Source organism: Gloeomargarita sp. SRBZ-1_bins_9, from assembly GCA_039794565.1.
Lineage (GTDB): Bacteria > Cyanobacteriota > Cyanobacteriia > Gloeomargaritales > Gloeomargaritaceae > Gloeomargarita.
The window spans coordinates 24889-44577 of sequence record JAUQVX010000013.1; the positions used below are offsets into that span (position 1 = coordinate 24889).

The 19689-nt window shown below is 57.8% G+C and carries 16 protein-coding genes, 1 tRNA gene and 1 pseudogene; 8 read left to right on the plus strand and 10 right to left on the minus strand.

The window, feature by feature from the left end:
- The first annotated feature begins 132 nt into the window (after positions 1-132).
- The 4 genes from Q6L55_10220 (at position 133) to Q6L55_10235 (ending at position 5321) form a co-directional block, all read left to right on the plus strand.
- Positions 133-666: a PadR family transcriptional regulator gene (locus Q6L55_10220; GenBank protein MEN9259084.1), complete on the plus strand. Its 534-nt coding sequence runs from the start codon at positions 133-135 to the stop codon at positions 664-666.
- A complete protein-coding gene (locus tag Q6L55_10225) occupies positions 663-2033 on the plus strand; it encodes an efflux RND transporter periplasmic adaptor subunit (GenBank protein MEN9259085.1) in 1371 nt (456 codons plus the stop codon). The genes Q6L55_10220 and Q6L55_10225 overlap by 4 nt, the downstream gene beginning before the upstream one ends.
- On the plus strand, positions 2030-5227 hold the full coding sequence (locus Q6L55_10230) for an efflux RND transporter permease subunit (protein MEN9259086.1): 3198 nt from the start codon (positions 2030-2032) through the stop codon (positions 5225-5227). The genes Q6L55_10225 and Q6L55_10230 overlap by 4 nt, the downstream gene beginning before the upstream one ends.
- A gap of 22 nt (positions 5228-5249) precedes the next feature.
- Positions 5250-5321 (plus strand) — tRNA-Val (locus tag Q6L55_10235).
- A 2-nt stretch (positions 5322-5323) separates the two neighbouring features.
- On the opposite strand, the gene Q6L55_10240 is transcribed toward Q6L55_10235, so the two are convergent.
- Genes Q6L55_10240 through rpsP form a run of 3 tightly spaced genes read right to left on the minus strand, consistent with a single transcriptional unit; the run spans position 5324 to position 6850 of the window.
- Positions 5324-6265 (minus strand): PhoH family protein, encoded by a 942-nt coding sequence (locus Q6L55_10240; protein MEN9259087.1) that lies wholly within the window; start codon positions 6263-6265, stop codon positions 5324-5326.
- Between the two features lie 8 nt (positions 6266-6273).
- Positions 6274-6597 carry a KH domain-containing protein gene (locus Q6L55_10245; protein MEN9259088.1) on the minus strand — a complete coding sequence of 108 codons (324 nt, stop codon included), beginning with the start codon at positions 6595-6597 and terminating at the stop codon, positions 6274-6276.
- Complete coding sequence (rpsP, locus tag Q6L55_10250; GenBank protein ID MEN9259089.1) at positions 6590-6850, minus strand: 30S ribosomal protein S16; 261 nt, start codon at positions 6848-6850, stop codon at positions 6590-6592. The genes Q6L55_10245 and rpsP overlap by 8 nt, the downstream gene beginning before the upstream one ends.
- 69 nt (positions 6851-6919) lie before the next feature.
- Between rpsP and obgE the strand changes: the two genes are divergently transcribed.
- The gene (gene obgE / locus Q6L55_10255; GenBank protein ID MEN9259090.1) at positions 6920-8065 is read left to right on the plus strand and encodes a GTPase ObgE; all 1146 of its coding nucleotides are present in this window, start codon (positions 6920-6922) and stop codon (positions 8063-8065) included.
- A 57-nt stretch (positions 8066-8122) separates the two neighbouring features.
- Here obgE and Q6L55_10260 read toward each other — a convergent pair.
- From Q6L55_10260 to ntcA, 3 genes and pseudogenes are all read right to left on the minus strand, one after another.
- Positions 8123-8713 (minus strand): annotated as a pseudogene (locus Q6L55_10260) (SDR family oxidoreductase).
- Positions 8691-9581 carry a glycosyltransferase family 8 protein gene (locus tag Q6L55_10265; GenBank protein ID MEN9259091.1) on the minus strand — a complete coding sequence of 297 codons (891 nt, stop codon included), beginning with the start codon at positions 9579-9581 and terminating at the stop codon, positions 8691-8693. Before Q6L55_10265 ends, Q6L55_10260 begins: the two are co-directional and overlap by 23 nt.
- Before the next feature lie 57 nt (positions 9582-9638).
- The gene (ntcA, locus tag Q6L55_10270; protein ID MEN9259092.1) at positions 9639-10310 is read right to left on the minus strand and encodes a global nitrogen regulator NtcA; all 672 of its coding nucleotides are present in this window, start codon (positions 10308-10310) and stop codon (positions 9639-9641) included.
- A gap of 150 nt (positions 10311-10460) precedes the next feature.
- Here ntcA and fabI point away from each other — a divergent pair, with 150 nt between their 5' ends.
- From fabI to clpB, 3 genes are all read left to right on the plus strand, one after another.
- The gene (fabI, locus tag Q6L55_10275; GenBank protein ID MEN9259093.1) at positions 10461-11252 is read left to right on the plus strand and encodes an enoyl-ACP reductase FabI; all 792 of its coding nucleotides are present in this window, start codon (positions 10461-10463) and stop codon (positions 11250-11252) included.
- Positions 11253-11623: 371 nt separating this feature from the next.
- Positions 11624-12781 carry an AEC family transporter gene (locus Q6L55_10280; protein ID MEN9259094.1) on the plus strand — a complete coding sequence of 386 codons (1158 nt, stop codon included), beginning with the start codon at positions 11624-11626 and terminating at the stop codon, positions 12779-12781.
- Positions 12782-12828: 47 nt separating this feature from the next.
- On the plus strand, positions 12829-15420 hold the full coding sequence (gene clpB / locus Q6L55_10285) for an ATP-dependent chaperone ClpB (GenBank protein MEN9259095.1): 2592 nt from the start codon (positions 12829-12831) through the stop codon (positions 15418-15420).
- On the opposite strand, the gene Q6L55_10290 is transcribed toward clpB, so the two are convergent.
- From Q6L55_10290 to Q6L55_10305, 4 genes are read right to left on the minus strand one after another with little or no spacing between them, the layout of a single operon-like run.
- Positions 15397-15849 (minus strand): phosphate-starvation-inducible PsiE family protein, encoded by a 453-nt coding sequence (locus Q6L55_10290; GenBank protein MEN9259096.1) that lies wholly within the window; start codon positions 15847-15849, stop codon positions 15397-15399. The genes clpB and Q6L55_10290 overlap by 24 nt on opposite strands.
- A 4-nt stretch (positions 15850-15853) precedes the next feature.
- Positions 15854-17680 (minus strand): NAD(P)H-quinone oxidoreductase subunit F, encoded by a 1827-nt coding sequence (locus Q6L55_10295; GenBank protein MEN9259097.1) that lies wholly within the window; start codon positions 17678-17680, stop codon positions 15854-15856.
- Positions 17681-17712: 32 nt separating this feature from the next.
- The gene (locus Q6L55_10300) at positions 17713-18705 is read right to left on the minus strand and encodes a hypothetical protein (protein ID MEN9259098.1); all 993 of its coding nucleotides are present in this window, start codon (positions 18703-18705) and stop codon (positions 17713-17715) included.
- Positions 18702-19670 (minus strand): hypothetical protein, encoded by a 969-nt coding sequence (locus Q6L55_10305; GenBank protein MEN9259099.1) that lies wholly within the window; start codon positions 19668-19670, stop codon positions 18702-18704. The genes Q6L55_10300 and Q6L55_10305 overlap by 4 nt, the downstream gene beginning before the upstream one ends.
- Positions 19671-19689: the final 19 nt, after the last annotated feature.

Sequence of the window (19689 nt, forward strand, 5' to 3'; positions counted from 1 at the left end):
AAGAAATGTGTAAACCTACGGAAATCAGCAAAGGGATAACCGGCAACCGGGGATTTTTTCGTAGCAGGCAGGACCCGCCACCAACCCAACGGCTGTGCTAACATGACCGGTGTAGCTATATCGTCCTGATACATGTTGGAGTTGGCGACGCTGGGGCTGTTGCGGCGGGAGCCGTTGCATGGGTATCGCTTGGTGAAGTTACTGGAGCTGCTCATGGGCAGTTGTATCAGTGTCAACTACGGGGCGATTTACCCTTTGTTGCGGCGGTTGGAGCGGCGGGGGGACATCACCAGTTTGTCGATTCAGCGGGGAGATGCAGGACCGAGCCGGGTGATTTACCAAATCACGCCCCAGGGCCGGGAGCGTTGGTTGCAGTTGATGTTGGCGGAGTACCGGGAAAGCTGGGTCAACAGTCGGGCGCGGTTTATGGTGATGTTGTGTTTTTTTGGGGACTTGACGCCTGGGCAGCGGCAAATGCTCTGGCAACGGCGTTTTGACCAGTGTCGGCGGCGCTTGGCCCAACTGCAGGCGGCAGAAACCCAGGCTCTATTCACGGACCCCTACCAACGGTTGGCCTTGGCGCGGGCGGTGGAGATGGTGCAGCAGGAGTTGACGTGGCTGGAGTCCTTGGCCCAACAGGAGCCGTTATCGCAGGTGCAGGCATGAGCAAACGGTTGGTGTGGCCCCGGCGGGGGTGGGTCTGGTGGGTGACGTTCTTAGCCGTCGCGGGTGTGGGTTGGTGGTTCTACAACCGATTTGTGCGGGTGTTTTTGGCCATTAGCCAGTTGCGTCCCCAGCCGACGCTGGTGGCTCTGACCCGGCCCCAGGTGGAAACGGTGGCGGAGACGTCGGAATTTGTGGCCCGGTTGGATTCCCGGCAGGCGGTGACGGTGCAGTCCCAGGTGAGCGGGCGGGTGGCGCGGGTGCTGGTGCAACCGGGGGCCAGGGTGCAGGCGGGACAGGTGCTGGTGCAACTGGATGACCAGGAACAGCAGGCCCAGGTGCAAAGCCAGCAGGCGGCGGTGGCCAATGCCCAGGCGGCGGTGCAGGCAGCCCAGCTCGATGTCCAGGCGGAACGGGCAACGTTACAGTCCTTGCAGGCGAATCAGCAGGCCCGGCAGGCGGATGTGGCCTTGGCTGGGCAGGAGGCGGAACGGTTCCGGCAACTGTTTCGGGAGGGGGTCATCAGTCGTCAGGAGCTGGACCGGCAGCTCAACCAGCAACAGGTGTCCCAGGCGCGGCTGCAGGAGGTCCAGGCTCAAATCCGCACCCAACAGGCGGCGATTGCCCGTGCCCAAGCCCGGCTGATACGTGCCCAGGCGGATTTGCAGCAAGCCCAGGCTAATCTGGCCCGCGCCCGCGCCAATCTGGCTTTCTACACCATCCGCGCGCCCTTTGCCGGGGAAGTGGGGGATGTGCCGGTGAAGGTGGGGGATGTGGTCAATGCCAACACGCCCCTTTTGACCCTGGCCGATAACCGCAACCTGGAGTTGAACCTGGACATTCCCCTGGAGCGAGCGGCAGATGTGCGCCTGGGGTTGCTGGTGGAACTGTTAGATGCCCAGGGCCAGGTGCGCCAACGGGGACAGATTACCTTCGTTTCGCCAACGGTCAACACCCAAAGCCAGACGGTGCAGGTTAAAGCGAATTTCGCCAATCCCCAGGGACAGTTGCGCAGTGACCAGTTTGTACGGGTGCGGGTGGTCTGGCGCGAACAACCGGGGGTGCTGGTGCCGGTGACAGCCATTTTGCGCCTGGGAGGGAAAGATTTTGTGTTTGTGGCCAAACCTTTTGCCCAGTCGGGGTGTGCTAGTGTGGTCTCCACCAGTCCCGGACCGCCCCCCCAAATCAAGGCCGATGAGTTGGTGGCCGTGCAGACGCCGGTGCAGTTGGGTAGAATTGTGGGGGATAAGCAAGAGGTGGTGACGGGACTGACGCCGAACGACCGTTTGGTGCCCACCGGTATTTTGCAGCTGAATCACTGCGCCTGGATTGCCGAAGCACGTCAACCGTCATCCCCCGATGGATCATGATTTTGTCCATCTCTAACTTTTTTATTCGTCGGCCGGTATTGGCCACGGTGTTGTCCCTGGTAGTGGTGATCCTTGGGGCGGCCTCCATTCCCACGCTGCCGGTGGCCCAGTACCCTAACATTACGCCGCCCCAGATTGTGGTGACGTCGCGCTATGTGGGGGCCAATGCCGAGGTGGTGGAATCCACGGTCACCAACCTCCTGGAGCGAGAACTTAACGGCATTCGGGGGGTGCGCTACATCAAATCCACCAGCGCCAATGACGGCACCAGTAACATTGCTTTGACGTTTGACCTAGGGCGGGATCAGGATGTGGCGGCCAATGAGGTGCAAAACCGGGTGGCGGCGGTGCGTTCCCGGTTGCCGGATGTGGTCAATCGCACGGGGATTCAGGTCAACAAGGCCAATAGCAGTTTCTTGCTGGCCATTGGGCTGTACGCGGAACCCGATGAGACGGGCCAGGACCGCTACGACGATGTGTACTTGAGTAACTACGCCGATCTGTATATCAACGACGCCCTCAAGCGCATCAAGGGCGTAGAGAGTGTACAGATTTTTGGGGAGCGGCAGTATGCCATGCGCATCTGGCTGGACCCCCTGAAGTTGGCGGCGCGCAACCTGACGCCCCAGGATGTGGTGCGGGCTATCCGCGAGCAGAATATCCAGGTGGGGGCGGGGCAAATTGGTCAACCGCCGGTGCCGCCGGGTCAGGAATACCAGTATGCGGTAATTGCCCGGGGCCGTCTCCAAAGCGCGGCGGAGTTTGGGAAGTTGGTGTTGCGCACGGAACCCAATGGGGCGCTGGTGCGGTTGCAGGATGTGGCGCGGGTGGAGTTGGGGGCGGAAAACTATAGTTCTCTGTTGCGTTTTACGTCCGAGGACCGGGTGACGCACCGGGGGGTGGGTTTGGGTATCCGCCAGGAACTTGGCAGCAATGCCCTGGAGGTGGCGCGGCAAGTGAAAGCCACCATGCAGGAGTTGCAAAAGGGTTTCCCGCCGGGCATGAAATACGAAATTGCCTTCGATACCACGGCGTTTGTGGAAGCTGGGACGCGGGAGGTGATCTTTTCTCTGATCCTGGCCATTGTTCTGGTCGTCGTCATCATCTTTTTGTTCCTGCAAAACTGGCGCTCAGCTCTGATTACCTGCATTGCTATCCCAGTGGCCTTGGTGGGGACGTTTATTTTTGTGAAGGTGTTTGATTTTTCCATCAATACCTTGACGCTGTTTGGGTTGACGTTGGCTACAGGGCTGGTGGTGGACGATGCTATTGTAATCGTTGAAGACATCACCAAACGCATTCAAGAGCAGGAAATGGCCCCGGTACCGGCAGCGATGGCTTCAATGGATGCGCTGTTCGGGGCGGTGATTGCCACTTCGGTGGTGTTGATTACGGTGTTTGTGCCGGTGGCGTTTTTACCAGGGACAACGGGGCAACTTTACCGGCAGTTTGCTCTGACCATCGCCTTTGCCATTACGATTTCCACGTTTAATGCCATTACCTTAACCCCAACGCTGGCTGCCCTGTTGATTCGCCCTAACCAGATGCCGGATCACTGGGTTTTTCGCAGTATCAATAACGGCATTACGGCCCTGCGGGAAAGATACGGCCAGGTGTTGCCCAAACTGGTGGCGCGCCGGTACTGGATTGTGGGTCTTTTTGCCGTTTTGCTGGTGGTCACTTATGGCTTTTACAACCTGATGCCCAAGGCCTTTTTGCCGGAGGAGGACCAGGGGTATTTCATTACGGTGGTGCGGGCGCCGGAGGGGGTGTCCCTGGAATATACGGAGCGGGTGCTGCAAAAGGTGGAAGACATTCTCAAGCAACGCCCGGAAGTACGGAATATCTTTGCGGTGGGAGGCTTTAGTTTCAGCGGGGCCACGCCGAATGTGGGGATTATTTTCACGACTTTGCGACCTTGGGAGGAGCGCCCCCGGCCGGAGCAATCGGTCAGCGGCATTATTGGGGGCTTTTTCCCGCCGCCGCCCCGGGGACTGTTTCCCCAATTTTTGGGTATCAAGGAGGCCACAGTGGTGCCCTTTGCGCCGCCAGCCATTCCGGGGGTGGGTAATTTTGGCGGGTTTGAGTTTCACCTGCAGGATCGGCTGGGTTTGGGGTTTCCAACCCTAGGGGAAACGCTGGATCAGTTTTTAACGGCCCTGCGCAACTACCCGGAGCCGGGGCGTCCGGCGGTGACCCGTTTACGGGCGGAATTCAGTGGTAATACGCCCCAGATTGAGGTGCAGGTCAACCGGGACCGGGCCAATGCCTTGGGAGTGAAAATCACGGATATTTTCGATACGTTGCAAACGTTTTTGGGTTCGACCTATGTGAATGACTTTGAGCAGTTCCAGCGCACCTATCGGGTGTATGTCCAGGCGGATGGGCCGTTTCGTACCAATCCTGAAAGCATCAACCAGTTTTATGTGCGCGGCGGCGATAACCAGATGATTCCCCTGGGGAACTTGGTGACGATCCGGCAGATCACCGCGCCCTCGGTCATTAGCCACTACAATTTGTTCCGGTCGGTGGAAATCAATGGGGTGGCCAGTCCGGGGCGGTCATCGGGACAAGCGATTCAGGCTCTAGAAACGGTGGCGCGCCAAGTTCTGCCCCGGGGGTTTGGCTTTGAGTGGTCGGGGCTGTCGCTGGAGGAGGTGGAATCGGCTGGACAGGCGGTGGGAATTTTTGCCCTGGGGGTGGTGTTTGTCTTTTTGACCCTGGCGGCTCAGTACGAAAATTATGTGGACCCCTTCATCATCATGCTGACGGTGCCATTGGCGGTGCTGGGGGCGTTGATCACGATCTTCTTGCGGGGCCTGACGGTGGATGTTTACACCCAAATCGGGTTGGTGATGCTCATCGGCATGGCCAGCAAAAACGCCATTTTGATCGTGGAGTTTGCCAACCAGTTGGTGGCGGAGGGGTTGAGTATTACCAAGGCGGCGATTGAAGCCTGCCAGGAACGGCTGCGCCCAATTCTCATGACGGCCTTATCCACCATCATTGGGGCATTGCCGTTGTGGATCGCCACGGGAGCGGGGGCGGCGGCACGGCGTTCTTTAGGAACCTGCATTATAGGGGGAATGGGCATCGCCAGCTTGCTGAGCCTGTTTGTGGTGCCCGTGCTGTACATCGTCATTAAAAGCCTGGAGGCCCGTTTCTGGAAGCGTTCCCCCGCAGACATGGCCTAGTCCTGGTATAATAGGGTTCTACGGGCGATTAGCACAGTGGTAGCGCACTTCCTTCACACGGAAGGGGTCACTGGTTCGAATCCAGTATCGCCCATATCAACGTTGATTCTCGTAGCGCTCGTAGGCCTGAACAATCCGTTGCACGAGGGGATGGCGCACCACATCAGCGGCAGTAAGATGGCAAAACCCAATCCCCGGTACACCTCGGAGCACTTGCAGGGCCACGTTTAATCCCGAATCCTCCCGGCGGCTGAGGTCCACTTGGGTGGTGTCGCCAGTAATCACCATCCGTGACCCAAAACCCAAACGGGTCAGCAGCATCTTCATTTGCCCGGCGGTGGTGTTTTGCGCCTCATCCAAGATAATAAAGGCCCGGTTGAGGGTCCGTCCCCGCATGTAGGCCAGGGGGGCCACCTCAATCACACCTCGCTCTAGCAACTGGTTCATCCGCACAGGGTCCATCAAGTCATACAGGGCGTCGTACAGGGGGCGCAAATAGGGGCTGATTTTCTGCTGCAGGTCCCCCGGCAAAAACCCCAGCTTTTCTCCCGCCTCCACCGCCGGGCGTGTGAGGATTAGCCGTTCACACTCTTGGTTTTGCAGCGCCTGGACCGCCAGCACCGCCGCTAGATAGGTTTTTCCCGTTCCCGCTGGCCCGATGCCAAACGTGATGTCGTGGGTACGAATAGTTTGTACGTACTGCCACTGTCCGGGTGTGCGGGCACAAATTTCTTCCCCCCGGCGGGTGCGGGCCAGGACCTCCCGGTGCATTTGGGTCACCAGGGTCGGATCGGGGGTGCGCAACACCATTTCAATGTCAGCTTCGGTGATGGGCTGACCCCGGCGCCAGCGATAGGCTAGAGCTTCCACCACTTGCACGCATTGCCCGATCCCCGGCTCCGCCCCCAACAGGTGCAATTCCTGCCCCCGCAGCACCACCTGCACCCCAGTCAGTTCGCTTAGACGACGCAAGTTCTTTTCTTCGGCCCCGGCCAACGCCACTGCACTGGTCCAATCCGGCAAGGGCAAAACCACCATCGGCGATGTCAGCGTTGACCTCTGCGCCGCTGTCGAGTGGGCATCCGCTCTGAACGTTCCGGCGGAGATCGATCCGGCAAAGAGGGATTGTTGAGGCCATAGATGTCCAGGTGAAAGGATTGCCCCGCCAACTGGGCCACCGCCTGCAATACGGTCAAAATGGCCTGCAACGTCCGCCCACCCCGCCCTAACACCTTCCCCCGGTCAGCATCCGCCAAGGCCATCCGCAGCCAGACCCCGCTTGCTAAAACCTCCTGATCGAGTTTCAGCTCTTCGGGGTGGCTGAGCATTGGGGTTAGCAGAAACCGCATCAACCCTTCGTAATCAGGCATGGAGCTGGTCAAACACCTTGGCCTTTTCCAAAATACTACGCACGGTCGGAGTCGGTTGCGCCCCCTGCTTCAACCACTTGACAATCGCCGGCACGTTCAAGCGGGTCTGCTGGGTGGGGTCCGCCAGACGGGGATTGTAATACCCCAGCTCCTCCAACGTTTTGCCATCCCGCCGCGATAGGGCCGTGGCCGCCACAATCCGGTAGGACACCTGTCCCTTGCGCCCAAACCGCTTTAACCGTAGTTTCACCATGCCGGTCCGTTACGCTCACCAATTGCTAGCTAGAATAGGTATCTTACCACAGGTAATGCCAGTGCAGCCATGCAATTCATTGACCAGGCGGAGATTATTGTCCAGGGGGGTAAGGGGGGCGATGGCATTGTGGCGTTTCGCCGGGAGAAATACGTCCCTGCGGGGGGACCGTCAGGCGGCAATGGCGGTAAAGGGGGGGATGTGATTTTGCGGGCGGAAACGGGACGGCACACGCTGCTGGACTTTCGCTATCAAAAACACTTCCGGGCGGAAGATGGCCAGCGGGGGGGTCCGAACAATTGCACCGGCGCCAGCGGCCAGGATTTGGTCATCCCCATCCCCTGCGGTACGGTGGTCATGGACGCCGAAACCGGTGAAGTCCTGGCGGATGTGGTCACGCCGGGGCAAACGGTGGTGGTGGCGCGGGGGGGCAAAGGAGGGCTGGGCAACCGACACTTTTTGAGCAACCATAACCGCGCCCCTCACTACGCCCTGCCAGGGTTGCCGGGGGAAGTGCGGCGTTTGCGCCTGGAACTCAAACTCTTAGCGGAAGTGGGGATCATCGGCCTGCCTAACGCCGGGAAGTCCACCCTCATCAGTCGCATTTCGGCCGCCCGCCCTAAAATTGCCAACTACCCCTTTACCACCCTGGTGCCCAATTTGGGGGTGGTGGCCAATCCTCAGGGGGACGGCACCGTGTTTGCCGATATTCCCGGATTAATTGCCGGCGCGCATCAGGGGGCAGGCTTAGGCATTGAGTTTTTGCGCCATATCGAACGCACCCGCCTGTTGATTCACCTAATTGACAGCACTGCCGCCGACCCGGTAGCCGACTACCACACCGTGCGTTACGAATTGGCCTACTACACCCCGCAACTGGGACAACCCTTGACCGAACGCCCGGAGCTGATCGCCTTAAACAAAATTGATGCGCTACCCAGCCCCGACGTTTTGCAAGATGTTGTGCAAACCCTGTCCCAGTACAACCCGGTCTGTCTAATTTCAGCGGTCACCGGGGCCGGTATCCCCCAGTTGCTCCAGCGGGTGTGGCAGTGTTTGGGGCTGCTGGGGGAGCCGGTAGAGACGGCGGCTGGCGTTAGCGAGCAACTGAAGCAGCCAAGGACGGGGCAGCAGGTTCGGCAACACCCCGCTCAACAACCGGTTTTGCCAGCCGGGGATGCCCCAGGGTTGGTCGCGCCCCTCGATAGTTCGTAAGGCAAATTGCACCACCGCCTCTGGGGACATCTTGGACAGCCGTAAATCCTGACCCATGCGGTCAAAAAATTCCGTCGCCGTTGGCCCCGGACACAGGGCAAAAAACCGCACCCCCGTTCCTCGGTATTCCGCCCAGAGCGCCTCCGTCCAAGTCCGCACAAAGGCCTTGCTGGCTGAATAGGTCGCCTGATAGGGCAAAGGAGAAAACCCCAGCACCGACGCCACGTTGATCACCAGCCCTGACCGACGGGCCACCATCCCCGGCACCAAAGCATGGGTCAGGGCCACCATCGCCGCCACATTCACCTGGATAAGCGCTGCTTCCTGCGCAGGGTCAATCCTGTGAAACCAGCCGTAGGTGCTAAAGCCCGCATTGTTCACCAGGATGTCAACAGGTTGGTTGAGCTGTTGCACCCGTTCAATCAAACCCTGTACCGCCGCTGCGTCTTGCAAATCCGCCGGGAAAATCGTGGCATCAACGTTGTAGGTTTGCACCAACGTCTGGGCCAGGGCCGCTAAACGTTCCTCCGAACGCGCCGTCAGGATTAGGGAGCAGCCCCGTCGGGCCAATTCCCGGGCAAACACCGCCCCGATGCCCGTGGATGCCCCCGTCACCAGCGTCCGTTTACCGGTGTAGGTGAATGCCATCTATCCAGCGCCTGAATCGTCGGTGGACTATGTAGCCGAATAGGCGCAAGTTGTCTTTCAGAATATCAGTGTTCAACGGGTGGTAAAAGGGGGTCATTTTCAGGTACTGCCAGTACAGATGGCGGTAGGGATGTTTGCTGAAGTACAACCATGGCTTGTAGGCACCATTATAGTGAATAATCACAGGTTTTTCAATGGCTTCTTCTAGTTCTCGCCTTAGACTTGCCGGCAATTCATCAGCATATAAACTCATTCGTCGTAGATGTGAAGAGACAAGATTGTACTTGGGTGGTATAACTTTCCAACATTTGCCTACAACGGCGTTCAGAGCTTGTTGGTCTTCAGAACCGGGATGATTTCTTAAATAGTCTATCGAGCGGCCGGTTAAATCCCTACGGCGACATTCGTCCAAGTTAAGCAGTAGAACGCCTGCATTAAAGTATTGTGGGCATGAAAATCTGTACCAATTCAAGTAACAACCCAAGCTATCTTCAGCAGCCGCCAGGATAAAATCGTCCAGATCAGAATTATAAAGTTCATATATTGGTCCATTGACAACAGTATCAGCATCCAGATAAAGAGCTTTAGAATCAGGTACTAAATCTGGAATGAGCAAACGATAGAATGTGGCCCTGGTCACATACTCTTTAGCGCGAAATTCCTTAAAATATCCATCCTCGATCTGGAAGATATTCACGCTTACTAGATCGCTTTGGAATGTTTGTAGTAGCTGTTCTTTTTTGGGAGATATTCTATCAATTAGGATATAGAATTTTAAAGCAACCTCTCGGTTATGGGCAAGTATAGACTGGATTGCGACGGCGCAATGGGTTACATAGTCCTGATTTATGGCAAATACAATGTTCATACACAAGGGGTTAGGGGGTCTGGCAACTCAATTTTATCACGATTGCTCTGAACTCAATCAATTAAATTGCTGGCTCAGGCTCATGGGGTCGTGCACGGTGATTTTTTTCTTGTTGATGGAGATGATGCCGCTCTGGCGCAGGTCCCCCAGCAGTCGGGTTACCGTCACCCGGGTGGAGCCAATCGCTTCAGCAATGGCCTGGTGGGACAGTTTTAGGTCAATCGTGACGCCTTGAGGACCGGGTACGCCGAAATCCCGGCACAGGATGAGCAAAAAACTGGCCAGGCGCGCCCCCATGTCCCGATGGGCCAGGGTTTCGATCATCATTTCTGTCTGCAAAATCCGCGATGCCAATCCCCGCAGCAAGATGAGAGACAATTCTGGGTCGCTTTTGATCAGGGTTTCCACCTGTTCGATGGGGACGGAATAGAGCTGGGTATTGGTAAAGGCGACGGCGTGGTAAAAGCGGTCAGAACGATGGCCGGTAATGAAGGATAAAACCCCAAAAAAACTGTTTTCCCGCAGCAGGGCAACGGTGATTTCTTCCCCTGACTCATAGACCCGCGAGAGTTTGACCGCCCCCTTGATCAAAAAATAAATGCGTTCGGCTGGGTCGCCGGGAAAGAAAATGGTTTTCCCCCGTTCAAAGGTTTCGACCCCCTGGGGAAAGGTGCCGTGGGATAGCCGGTGCAAAAGCCCATAGAGCGGCTTGTCCTGCAAAACAGCCATGGGTCAGTGGTGCGCCCGTACTCATGTTCCACGCTATCGGCAAGGGCGTTAATTCAATTGTATTCCCGATAACCATTTGCACCAGCTTGTGCGGAGGACCATTCCGGAGTAGGGTGGAAACAGGGTCTCTGGAGGCAGGTCGAAGGAGCGATGTTGAACTTGCAGGGCAAAAAGGCGCTGGTGCTGGGCATTGCCAACGAGTACTCGATCGCGTGGGGGATCGCCCAACAACTCCACCAGGCGGGGGCAACCCTGGGGGTGACTTACCTGCCGGATGAGAAAGACCGCTTCAAGCACAAGGTGGCCCAGTTATCCGAACCCCTGCAGCCGGAGCTGTTTTTGCCCTGCGACGTGCAGAAGGATGAGTACATTAGCGATCTATTTCGGGCGGTCCAGGAGCGCTGGGGGCATTTGGATGTCCTGGTCCATTGCTTGGCCTTTGTGCCCAAGGAGGGTCTGGAGGGGGACTTCAGCCAAATTTCCCGGGCGGGGTTTATGCAGGCCTTGGATGTGAGTACCTATTCCTTGATTGCTTTGTGCCGAGCCGCCAAACCCCTGTTTAGTCCGACAGCGTCGGTGATTACGTTGACTTACCTGGGGGGTGTGCGGGTGGTGCCCAATTACAACACGGCCGGGGTGGCAAAGGCGGCTCTGGAGGCCTGTGTGCGCTATCTGGCTTATGAATTAGGACCCCAGGGGGTACGGGTGAATGCTATTTCCGCCGGACCGATAAAAACCCTGGCGTCGTCGGCAGTCGGGGGTATCCGGGATATGATTCAGCATGTGCGCCAGACAGCCCCCTTGCGCCGCTCGGTCACCCAAATCGAGGTGGGCAATACGGCCGCTTTTTTAGCTAGTGACCTGGCTAGCGGTATCACCGGGCAGGTGATCTATGTGGACGCAGGTTACGAGATTATGGGGATGACGGCACCGGCAACCTAAAGCTTCAATGAGAGCCAGGGTGAGGTCAGGAGGAATTGAATCCTGCAGGGGTTGGCAGCGTGGTGCGGGACCGTCCAACCCTTGATGGGTCTCCCCATCCCACCAAGCTGGTTGCATCTGGGAAGCAAACCCTTGACTGGATTGCGGGGGAACTGAAGCAGTTGTGCCAAAGTCTGCGGGCTCTGGATTGATCTCAGCAGCGGTGGACCTGGCCCAGAAGGTGTTTCAGGTCGCAATAGTGCCACGGCGGCCATCAATCGTTTTTCGGAGGCCCAGCATGAACAGTATCTGGCGGCAGGTGCACCTGCGATTGATGGCTACTTGGAAACGCATCAGCTTTTGCAGCGGTATGTCGGTGTTTTGGGCTTGACGTGACGCGCGCCGAGCAGGACCGGGGGGTTGCGGCGTGGGTGGAAGCGGTTGCCCCTATGGAATGGCTGATGGAAACGGACCAGCGGTTTTGCGGCTACCGGCTCGAGGTCGAGGCGCTCCGGCAGGGGGTATCCCTTTTGCCGACTGTCCAGCTCTACGACCGGAAGGGCCATCCCTACTGCCGGTGGTTATTTATCCAGATTCGTAAAACGGTTGCCCCTATACTGGAGGCGTTGTCAAGGGAGCCGGCATTGCCAAGGCTGGTTGAGCTGTACATCACGCTGGCGGTCTGCACGGGCCTGGGGTGGCTGGTGGAGCCGTATCTGCAACCCAAGCTTCTGGACCGAGTGGGGCAAGGGTTGTTTTGGCTGGGAATGCCCTTGAGTGTGCTGGGGTTTGTCCTCAATGTGCGGCTGACGGGCCAGGTGTGGTGGGCGGGGCTGGTGGCGCTCCTGGCGTTTGCGGCAGCGTGGGGACTGGGGGAACTTTGGTGGCGCTGGCGAGGACGACACTGGCCGTTGGCGCGACGGGGGAGTCTCCTGCTTACCGCCATGGCGGGCAATACGGGTTATGTGGGCTATCCGGTGTGTTTGTTTTTGGTGGGGGCTGAGTACTTTGCCTGGGCGGTGGTGTTTGATCTGATGAATACGCTGGCGGGGTCCTATGGGTTGGGGGTGTGGCTGGCGGCAAAACTGGGTGGACGGCGGGCGCAACCCTGGCTGGCCCTGGTGCGCAATCCCATGCTGTGGGCGGCGTTATTGGCGCTGGTGTTGTACCGGCTGCCCCGCCCGGCTTGGGTGAACGTCAGTCTGAAAACGGTGGCCTGGAGTATGGTGGTGGTGTGCCTGGTGCTGATGGGGGTGCGTCTGCGGCAGGTGCGCCATTGGGGGGAGCTGAAACCGGTGGTCGCCAGTTTGACCATCAAGATGCTGTTGGTGCCGTTGCTGGTGGGGCTGTTGTTGCAGGGAGCGCCGACGCCGGTGCGGTTGACGTTGGTGTTGCAGGCGGGGATGCCACCGGCGATTGCCACGTTGGTGCTGACCGAGGCCTATGGGTTAGACCCGGGATTTACGGTGAGTGCGATTGGACTGGGGTTGGGCGTACTGTTGCTCACTTTGCCGGTGTGGTTGCTGCTGTTTGGCGGGGGGATGAATTAGGGCCGCTAGAATGGAAATGGTGTACAGGGTGTAGCGATTGACAGGCTGTGCAGCCGACCGACCCCAATAAATTCACTGAAAAGGCCTGGGAAGCGATTGTCAAGTCCCAAGACATTGCCCGCCGCTATCGCCAGCAGCAATTGGAAGTGGAACATCTCATGTTGGCGCTGCTGGAGCAGAACGATTATGCCGCCAAAATGCTGGTGCAAAGTGGGTGTGACCTGGCGCAGTGCACCCAGCAGTTGGACCTGTTTGCCCGGCGGCAACCCCAAGTCAGCGCGGCCAATGGGCAACTGTATCTGGGGCGGTTTTTAGACATCTTGCTGGACCGGGCGGAAGCCCAGCGCCTGACCTGGAACGATGCCCTGATTTCCGTCGAGCACCTGCTGCTGGGGTTTAGCGAGGACGAACGCCTGGGCCGGCGGTTGCTGCAAAGTCTGGGGGTGACTACTGAGCAACTGATCACTGCTATCAAAGCCATCCGGGGTAACCAGCGGGTGCAGGACGCCAACCCGGAGGCCCACTATCAGGCCCTGGAGCGCTATGGCCGGGATTTGACCGAGCAGGCGCGTGCGGGGAAGCTGGACCCAGTGATCGGGCGAGATGAGGAAATCCGGCGGGTCATCCAGGTCCTGTCACGGCGCACGAAAAATAACCCGGTGCTCATTGGTGAACCGGGGGTGGGGAAAACGGCCATTGCCGAGGGTCTGGCGCAACGAATTGTCAATGGGGACGTGCCGGAATCCCTGAAAAACCGCCGTTTGATTTCCCTGGATGTGGGGAGTTTGGTGGCGGGGGCGCGCTACCGGGGGGATTTTGAAAAGCGTTTGCAGGCGGTGCTGCGGGAGGTCACGGAAGCCGCCGGGCAGGTGATTTTGTTTATTGACGAGCTGCATACGGTGGTGGGGGCGGGAGCGACCCAGGGCACCATGGACGCGGGCAATCTGCTCAAACCCATGCTGGCCCGGGGCGAGCTACGCTGTATTGGGGCCACCACCCTGGACGAATACCGCAAGCACATTGAGAAAGACGCGGCCCTAGAGCGGCGTTTCCAGCCCATTCGCGTCGAAGAACCCAGCCTGGACAACGCCATTGCCATCCTGCGGGGTCTGAAAGAGCGCTATGAGGTGCACCACGGGGTGAAAATTGCCGACGCGGCCCTGGTGGCAGCCGTCACCTTGTCGGTGCGCTATATCCCCGACCGTTTCTTACCCGACAAGGCCATCGATCTCATTGACGAGGCCGCCGCCAAATTGAAGATGGAAATTACGTCCAAACCGGAGGAATTAGAGGTCATTGAACGGCGGCTAATGCAACTGGAAATGGAGCGCCTGTCCCTGGTGGATGACCGGGATGCCGTCAGCCAAACCCGTCTGCGGAAAATCGAGCAGGACATTGCGGTCTTGAGTGCCCAGCAACAGTCCCTGAACCGGCAGTGGCAAAGCGAAAAACAACTCCTGGAGGCCATCAAAGCCCTAAAACAGGAGGAGGAGCACATCCGGGTGCAAATTGAGCAGGCGGAGCGCAACTATGACCTGAACCGGGCGGCGCAGTTGAAGTACGGTCGTCTGGAGGCCCTGCATCAGGAATTGGAGGCTAAAGAAGCGGCCCTGGCAGAAATCCAGTCGCGCAGTTCCACCCTGTTGCGGGAGCAGGTCACGGAAGCAGATGTGGCGGAAATCGTCGCCAAGTGGACGGGGATTCCGGTGCGACGGCTGCTGGAATCGGAGCGACAAAAACTGTTGCATCTGGAGCAATACCTGCACCAGAAGGTGATCGGCCAGGACCAGGCGGTGAAGGCGGTTGCGGCTGCCATTCGGCGGACCCGCGCGGGTTTGAAGTCGCCCCGGCGTCCCATCGGTTCGTTTCTGTTTTTAGGCCCCACAGGTGTTGGGAAAACGGAACTGGCCCGCACTTTAGCCGAAGCCCTGTTTGACAGCGAGCAGGCCCTAGTGCGCCTGGATATGTCGGAGTATATGGAAAAACACAGCATTTCCCGTCTGTTGGGGGCGCCGCCGGGGTACGTGGGCTATGAAGAAGGGGGGCAGTTGTCCACGGCTATTCGCCGGCGTCCCTATGCGGTGGTGTTGTTGGATGAGATTGAAAAGGCCCACCCCGACATTTTCAACGTACTGTTGCAAATTCTGGACGACGGGCGGGTAACGGATTCCCAGGGGCGGCTAGTGGACTTTCGCAACACCATCATTGTCATGACCAGCAATATCGGCAGTGAACTGATCCTAGAAGGCAGCGAAACTCCCGCCTATCTGGAGCCGAAAATTCGCCAGTTGTTATCGGCCCATTTTCGCCCGGAATTTCTCAACCGCATTGACGAAATCATCATTTTCCACTGTTTGAACCGGGAGCAACTGCGGGCGATTGTGCAATTACAAATCCAACAGCTCCAGCAATTGCTGGCCGAGCAGCAGGTGACGTTGGAGGTGACGCCGGCGGCAGTGGACTATTTGGTGACGGCGGGCTATGACCCGGCCTACGGCGCGCGACCCCTGCGACGGGCAATCCAACGGGAATTGGAAAATCCCTTGGCTGACTTCCTACTCAGTCAACCCCCCAGTGGCCCCCTAAAAATTCGCGTGGATATGCAAGGCCAGCAATTAGCGCTCGTGCGGTGCCTGTGAACGGCGGATAATCCAGTAACTGACGGACAGGGCCAGGACTGCCGCCGCCAAACCCACCAGCCCCAAACCCGTGGTTTTCTCCAAATCCAAAATAATGATTTTCCGGGCTACGGCAATGAGGGAGGTGACAATGACTAACTCCACCTGAAACACATGCCTGCGCAGGTAAGCCGTAATATTTTCCAGAATCTCCAGGGCAATCAATACATTCAAAAACGCCCCGAAAATCGTAAACAAATTCTCGCCAAAAAATCCCTTGGGTTTGCTGGCGAGTTCCACAACTAATAGGCGCAATAAATCGATCAACGCGATGACAATCACCCCCACCATGGCCAAGGAGAGCAAGCGGGCCACCCCCCCTTCGACCGACGCGATAAACCCCAGGAACCCGGTTTCTCCCCAGAAATCCCTAAACCGCCAGCGTTTCATGGCCCTAGCGCCCGAGCTGCCAGAGCCACCAGCCCACCAGCACCACCCCCGCCAGGATGGTGAGCACATAGAGCTGGGATTTACCGCTGACGCTGTATTTGAGCAGTTGGCCGCTGAAGATCGTCGAGACCCCCAGGAAATGCACCAGCCCGTCCACCACGTAGCGGTCCAACCAAGCCGTCAGCCGGGAGCCAACCCGCACCAACTGCACCACCGTTGCCTGGTACACCGGTTCAATGTAGAAGTCGTAGGCCAGCAAATCCTGCCCCAAACGCCACCACCGCTGGGTTGAGCGCAGACCCCGTCGTTCCAGTTTGAGCAGCGCTCCGGCTCCTACCCCCAGCGCCCCCGAGGCCACCAGCAACAGGACTTCCCCCCGCGGCCAGGGTCCCCAGGTCCCCAGCGGCAGCCACCGATTCAGGAACACCGGCGCCAACACCGTTATCACCATCATCGCCACCATCGGTACGGCCATCGGCCAGGCCACTTCCGGCGTCCGGCGGGTTTTGGGCTGCACCGGCCCCAGAAACACCAAACGAAACACCCGCGTGAGATTGAGGGCACACAGGAAATTCACCGTCAACACCAGGCCCAACAATCCATTGGGCAGGGTGACCGACCAGCGGCTCAGCACCCAAAACATACCCAAGGGAAACAGGGCCACCAACCCCGCCGCCCCCACCACAAAACTCAGCAGCGTCGCCGGCATCCGCCGCCCAATCCCTCCCATTTCCGTCATGTTTTGGCTAGAGGTGGTGATGGTAACCGCCCCCGCGCTCATAAACAACGACACCTTAGCCACTGCATGGGCCAGCAACAACAAAAAAGCAATATCCGGCTGTTGCAGACCCACGGCAATAAACACCAACCCCAAGTAGGCACTGGTGGAGTGGGACAGCGTCCGCTTGATGTCAATCTGCGCCAAGGCCATCAACATCGTACCGAGAGCCGTCACTGCCCCCAAAAAGATCAAAGCGGCCAAGGCAACTGGCGAACGGGATACCACCGGCTCCAACTGAATCAACACATAAGCCCCAGCCATCACCACCACCGAATTGCGCAAAGCCGAAGCCGGATGGGGACCTTCCATGGCTTCATCCAGCCACAGGTGCAAAGGAAACTGGGCGCACTTACCCGTCGGCCCGGCAATCAAGGCCAACCCCAGCCAAGTCCACCCCAGAGGAGACAAATCCGCCGTTTTGGCCCAGGCAGTGATTTCGGGAAACGTCAACCCCGCCCCCAACCCCGATAGAGCTACTACCCCCATTAGGAAGATCACATCCCCCACCCGTTTGGTCAAAAACGCATCTCGGGCCGCCTTCACCACCAGGGGTTGGGCGTACCAAAAGCCCACCAGCAAATAGGTAGATAGGGTGAGCATCTCCAGCAGAGCATAACTCAAAAACAGGGAATCACTCAGGGCAATCCCCCCCAAAGCCGATTCAAAAAAGCCCAGCAAACTGTAAAACCGCGCCAGGGACCAATCCTTTTCCATATAGCCCAGGGCGAACAATTGGGCCAGCAAGGTAAAGGCATTGACCGTTGTTAAAGCCAGAAGCGTAGCCGGTGAAACCGTTATCGCCAGAGTCAGGTCCAAATTCGCCACCTGAAACCAGGGCCACGTCAACTCCCGGGGGGGAAAATCACCGCCGACAACAAGGGCCAAGCCGCTGTGAAGGAACGCCAGCAGTGAAGCCAGCATATTGAGATAAGCTGCCGGTCGTTGCCCCGTGCGCCGAATCAGGCCCAGGGACCAGGGCAGGGTGATGATAGCCCCCAGTAGCCCATAAATCGGGCATAGCCAAACCGTCTCCAGCATCCAGTGCCCCATCGTCACACCTGAGGTTATTGTCCCATGTTGAGCTACCAGTAGCAGCCGGACTCGACGATGTCAGCCTTGGGTGGCACTTCGTGGGGCGCTGGCCGCACCCAATATTCATTGTAGAGCCGTTGAAAAAACGGGCGTTCATCCCACCGTTTGCCCTTGATGCCAAAAAGAATCTGGGTCGCGCCCCCCAAGTGCACTGCTTTTTTCCCCAGACGTTTGACATGGGCCGCCAAGGGTAACCCATAGGCCCCCGCTCCAATCAGGGCAATATCGAAGTCCATTTGGGCAATTTGCTCAGCCATCCAATCGAGAGCTGCAAACCAATCGGGAAAACCACAGTCATTTCCGGCAATGGATTGTACCGCCTTAAACGTTTTCAGCTCAAATTCCGGCAACACATCGGGATTCTGAAACAGAAGTTCTCGTTTGCGATACTGCTGCCAAATTGTATCGGCGAACGGATGGACGACCAAAACCGTCTTTCCCCGGAGCGCCTTCGACCAAGGCCGTTCATGGTAATAGGGTTCTAAGTCTTCCAGTTTGACCTTAACTGCCTGGCGAATCAGTGGGCTGAAGAGACGCTCATCAGGTAGCCAGGAACCCAGCACATCGATCAAGGGCATATCCTGAAGCATCCGTTCGCAAAAGCGCTCCAGGTAGGCCGGTTCTGCTGGGAAGAATCCCGCATTGTAGCGCATCTTTTTTTTGATATTGTCATCCCACCAAAATGGCCCCCCTCGACCAGTGATATAGCCCCAGCTTTTTTGCCCGGGAAATGTCGTTTTTTTATGAATCCAGTAGTAATGGGCCAGCGCTCCGAGTTCCACACCCCCAAAACGGGCGATCATACAGGGTTCAAGCGCGGCTATTTGGTCCTGGATGACGTCACTGGCGGCCTGCCCCGTGTAGTCCACGACCGGTAACGATAGCGTTGGCTGGACTCCCGTCAATTTCCTGCCCCAACCGTAGAGACGGCGACCCGTATTGAGCAAACGAATTGTCAAGCCCTTCACCGTCATTGCCGTCACCAATAGGCTTTGACGCGACCGATTTTGGGGGGAATTTCGTGGGGAAACGGACGCACCCAGTGCTCATTATATAACTGTTGAAAGAAGGGGATTTCGTCCCAGCGTCCCCCCTTGATGCCCAAAAGAATCTGCGTCGGACCCCCCAAATGGATGCCTTTTTTCCCCAGGCGTTTGACATGGGCCGCCAAGGGTAACCCATAGGCCCCCGCCCCAATGATTGCAATGTCGAATTCAATTTTCCCTATTTCTTCACACATCCACTCGAAAGCTGCAAACCAATCGGGAAAACCACATTCATTCCCCGCGATCGATTGCACTGCTCGCAAGGTCTTTAACTCAAACTCCGGGAGTACATCGGGATTGGCAAACAGTTTCTCCCGTTTCTGATACTGCTGGCGAATAGTATCCACAAAGGGGTGAACCACCAGGACCCTTTTGCCACGCAAAGCACAGGACCAGGGATGCTCATGGTAGTAAGGCTCCAAATCAGGAAAACGTACCAAGCGCGCCTGGGTTAACAAATGGCAGATTTGGCGCACCATGTAGTCCTGCTTCCCTTGCCAAAGCGCCAAAACATCAATGAGGGGCATATCCGCCAGCAGCCGTTCACCAAAGCGCTCCACATATTCAGGTTTAGCCGGAAAAAAACCCGCATCCATGCCGATGGATTCCAGAGCGCTGGCGTCCCACCAGAAATGATGGATACGACCACGGATATAATTCCAGGATTTTTCTCCCCAGTACAGGGCAGGACGGCGGATGTGATAGGCCCGCAACGTTGCATTCAACTCCACATTGCCAAAACGACAAATCAGACAGGGGTTGGGGGCTTCAATGACCTGTTGAATGTAATCGCTGGCCGCTTGACCCGCATAGTCCACCTCTATTGGGGGCGCAACCACCGGTCGAACCCTGCCGTACACCCGCCGCAGCAATTTCAAGGTTGGAATGATCCCCGGTAACAAAGGGCATCTCCAGAGCGAG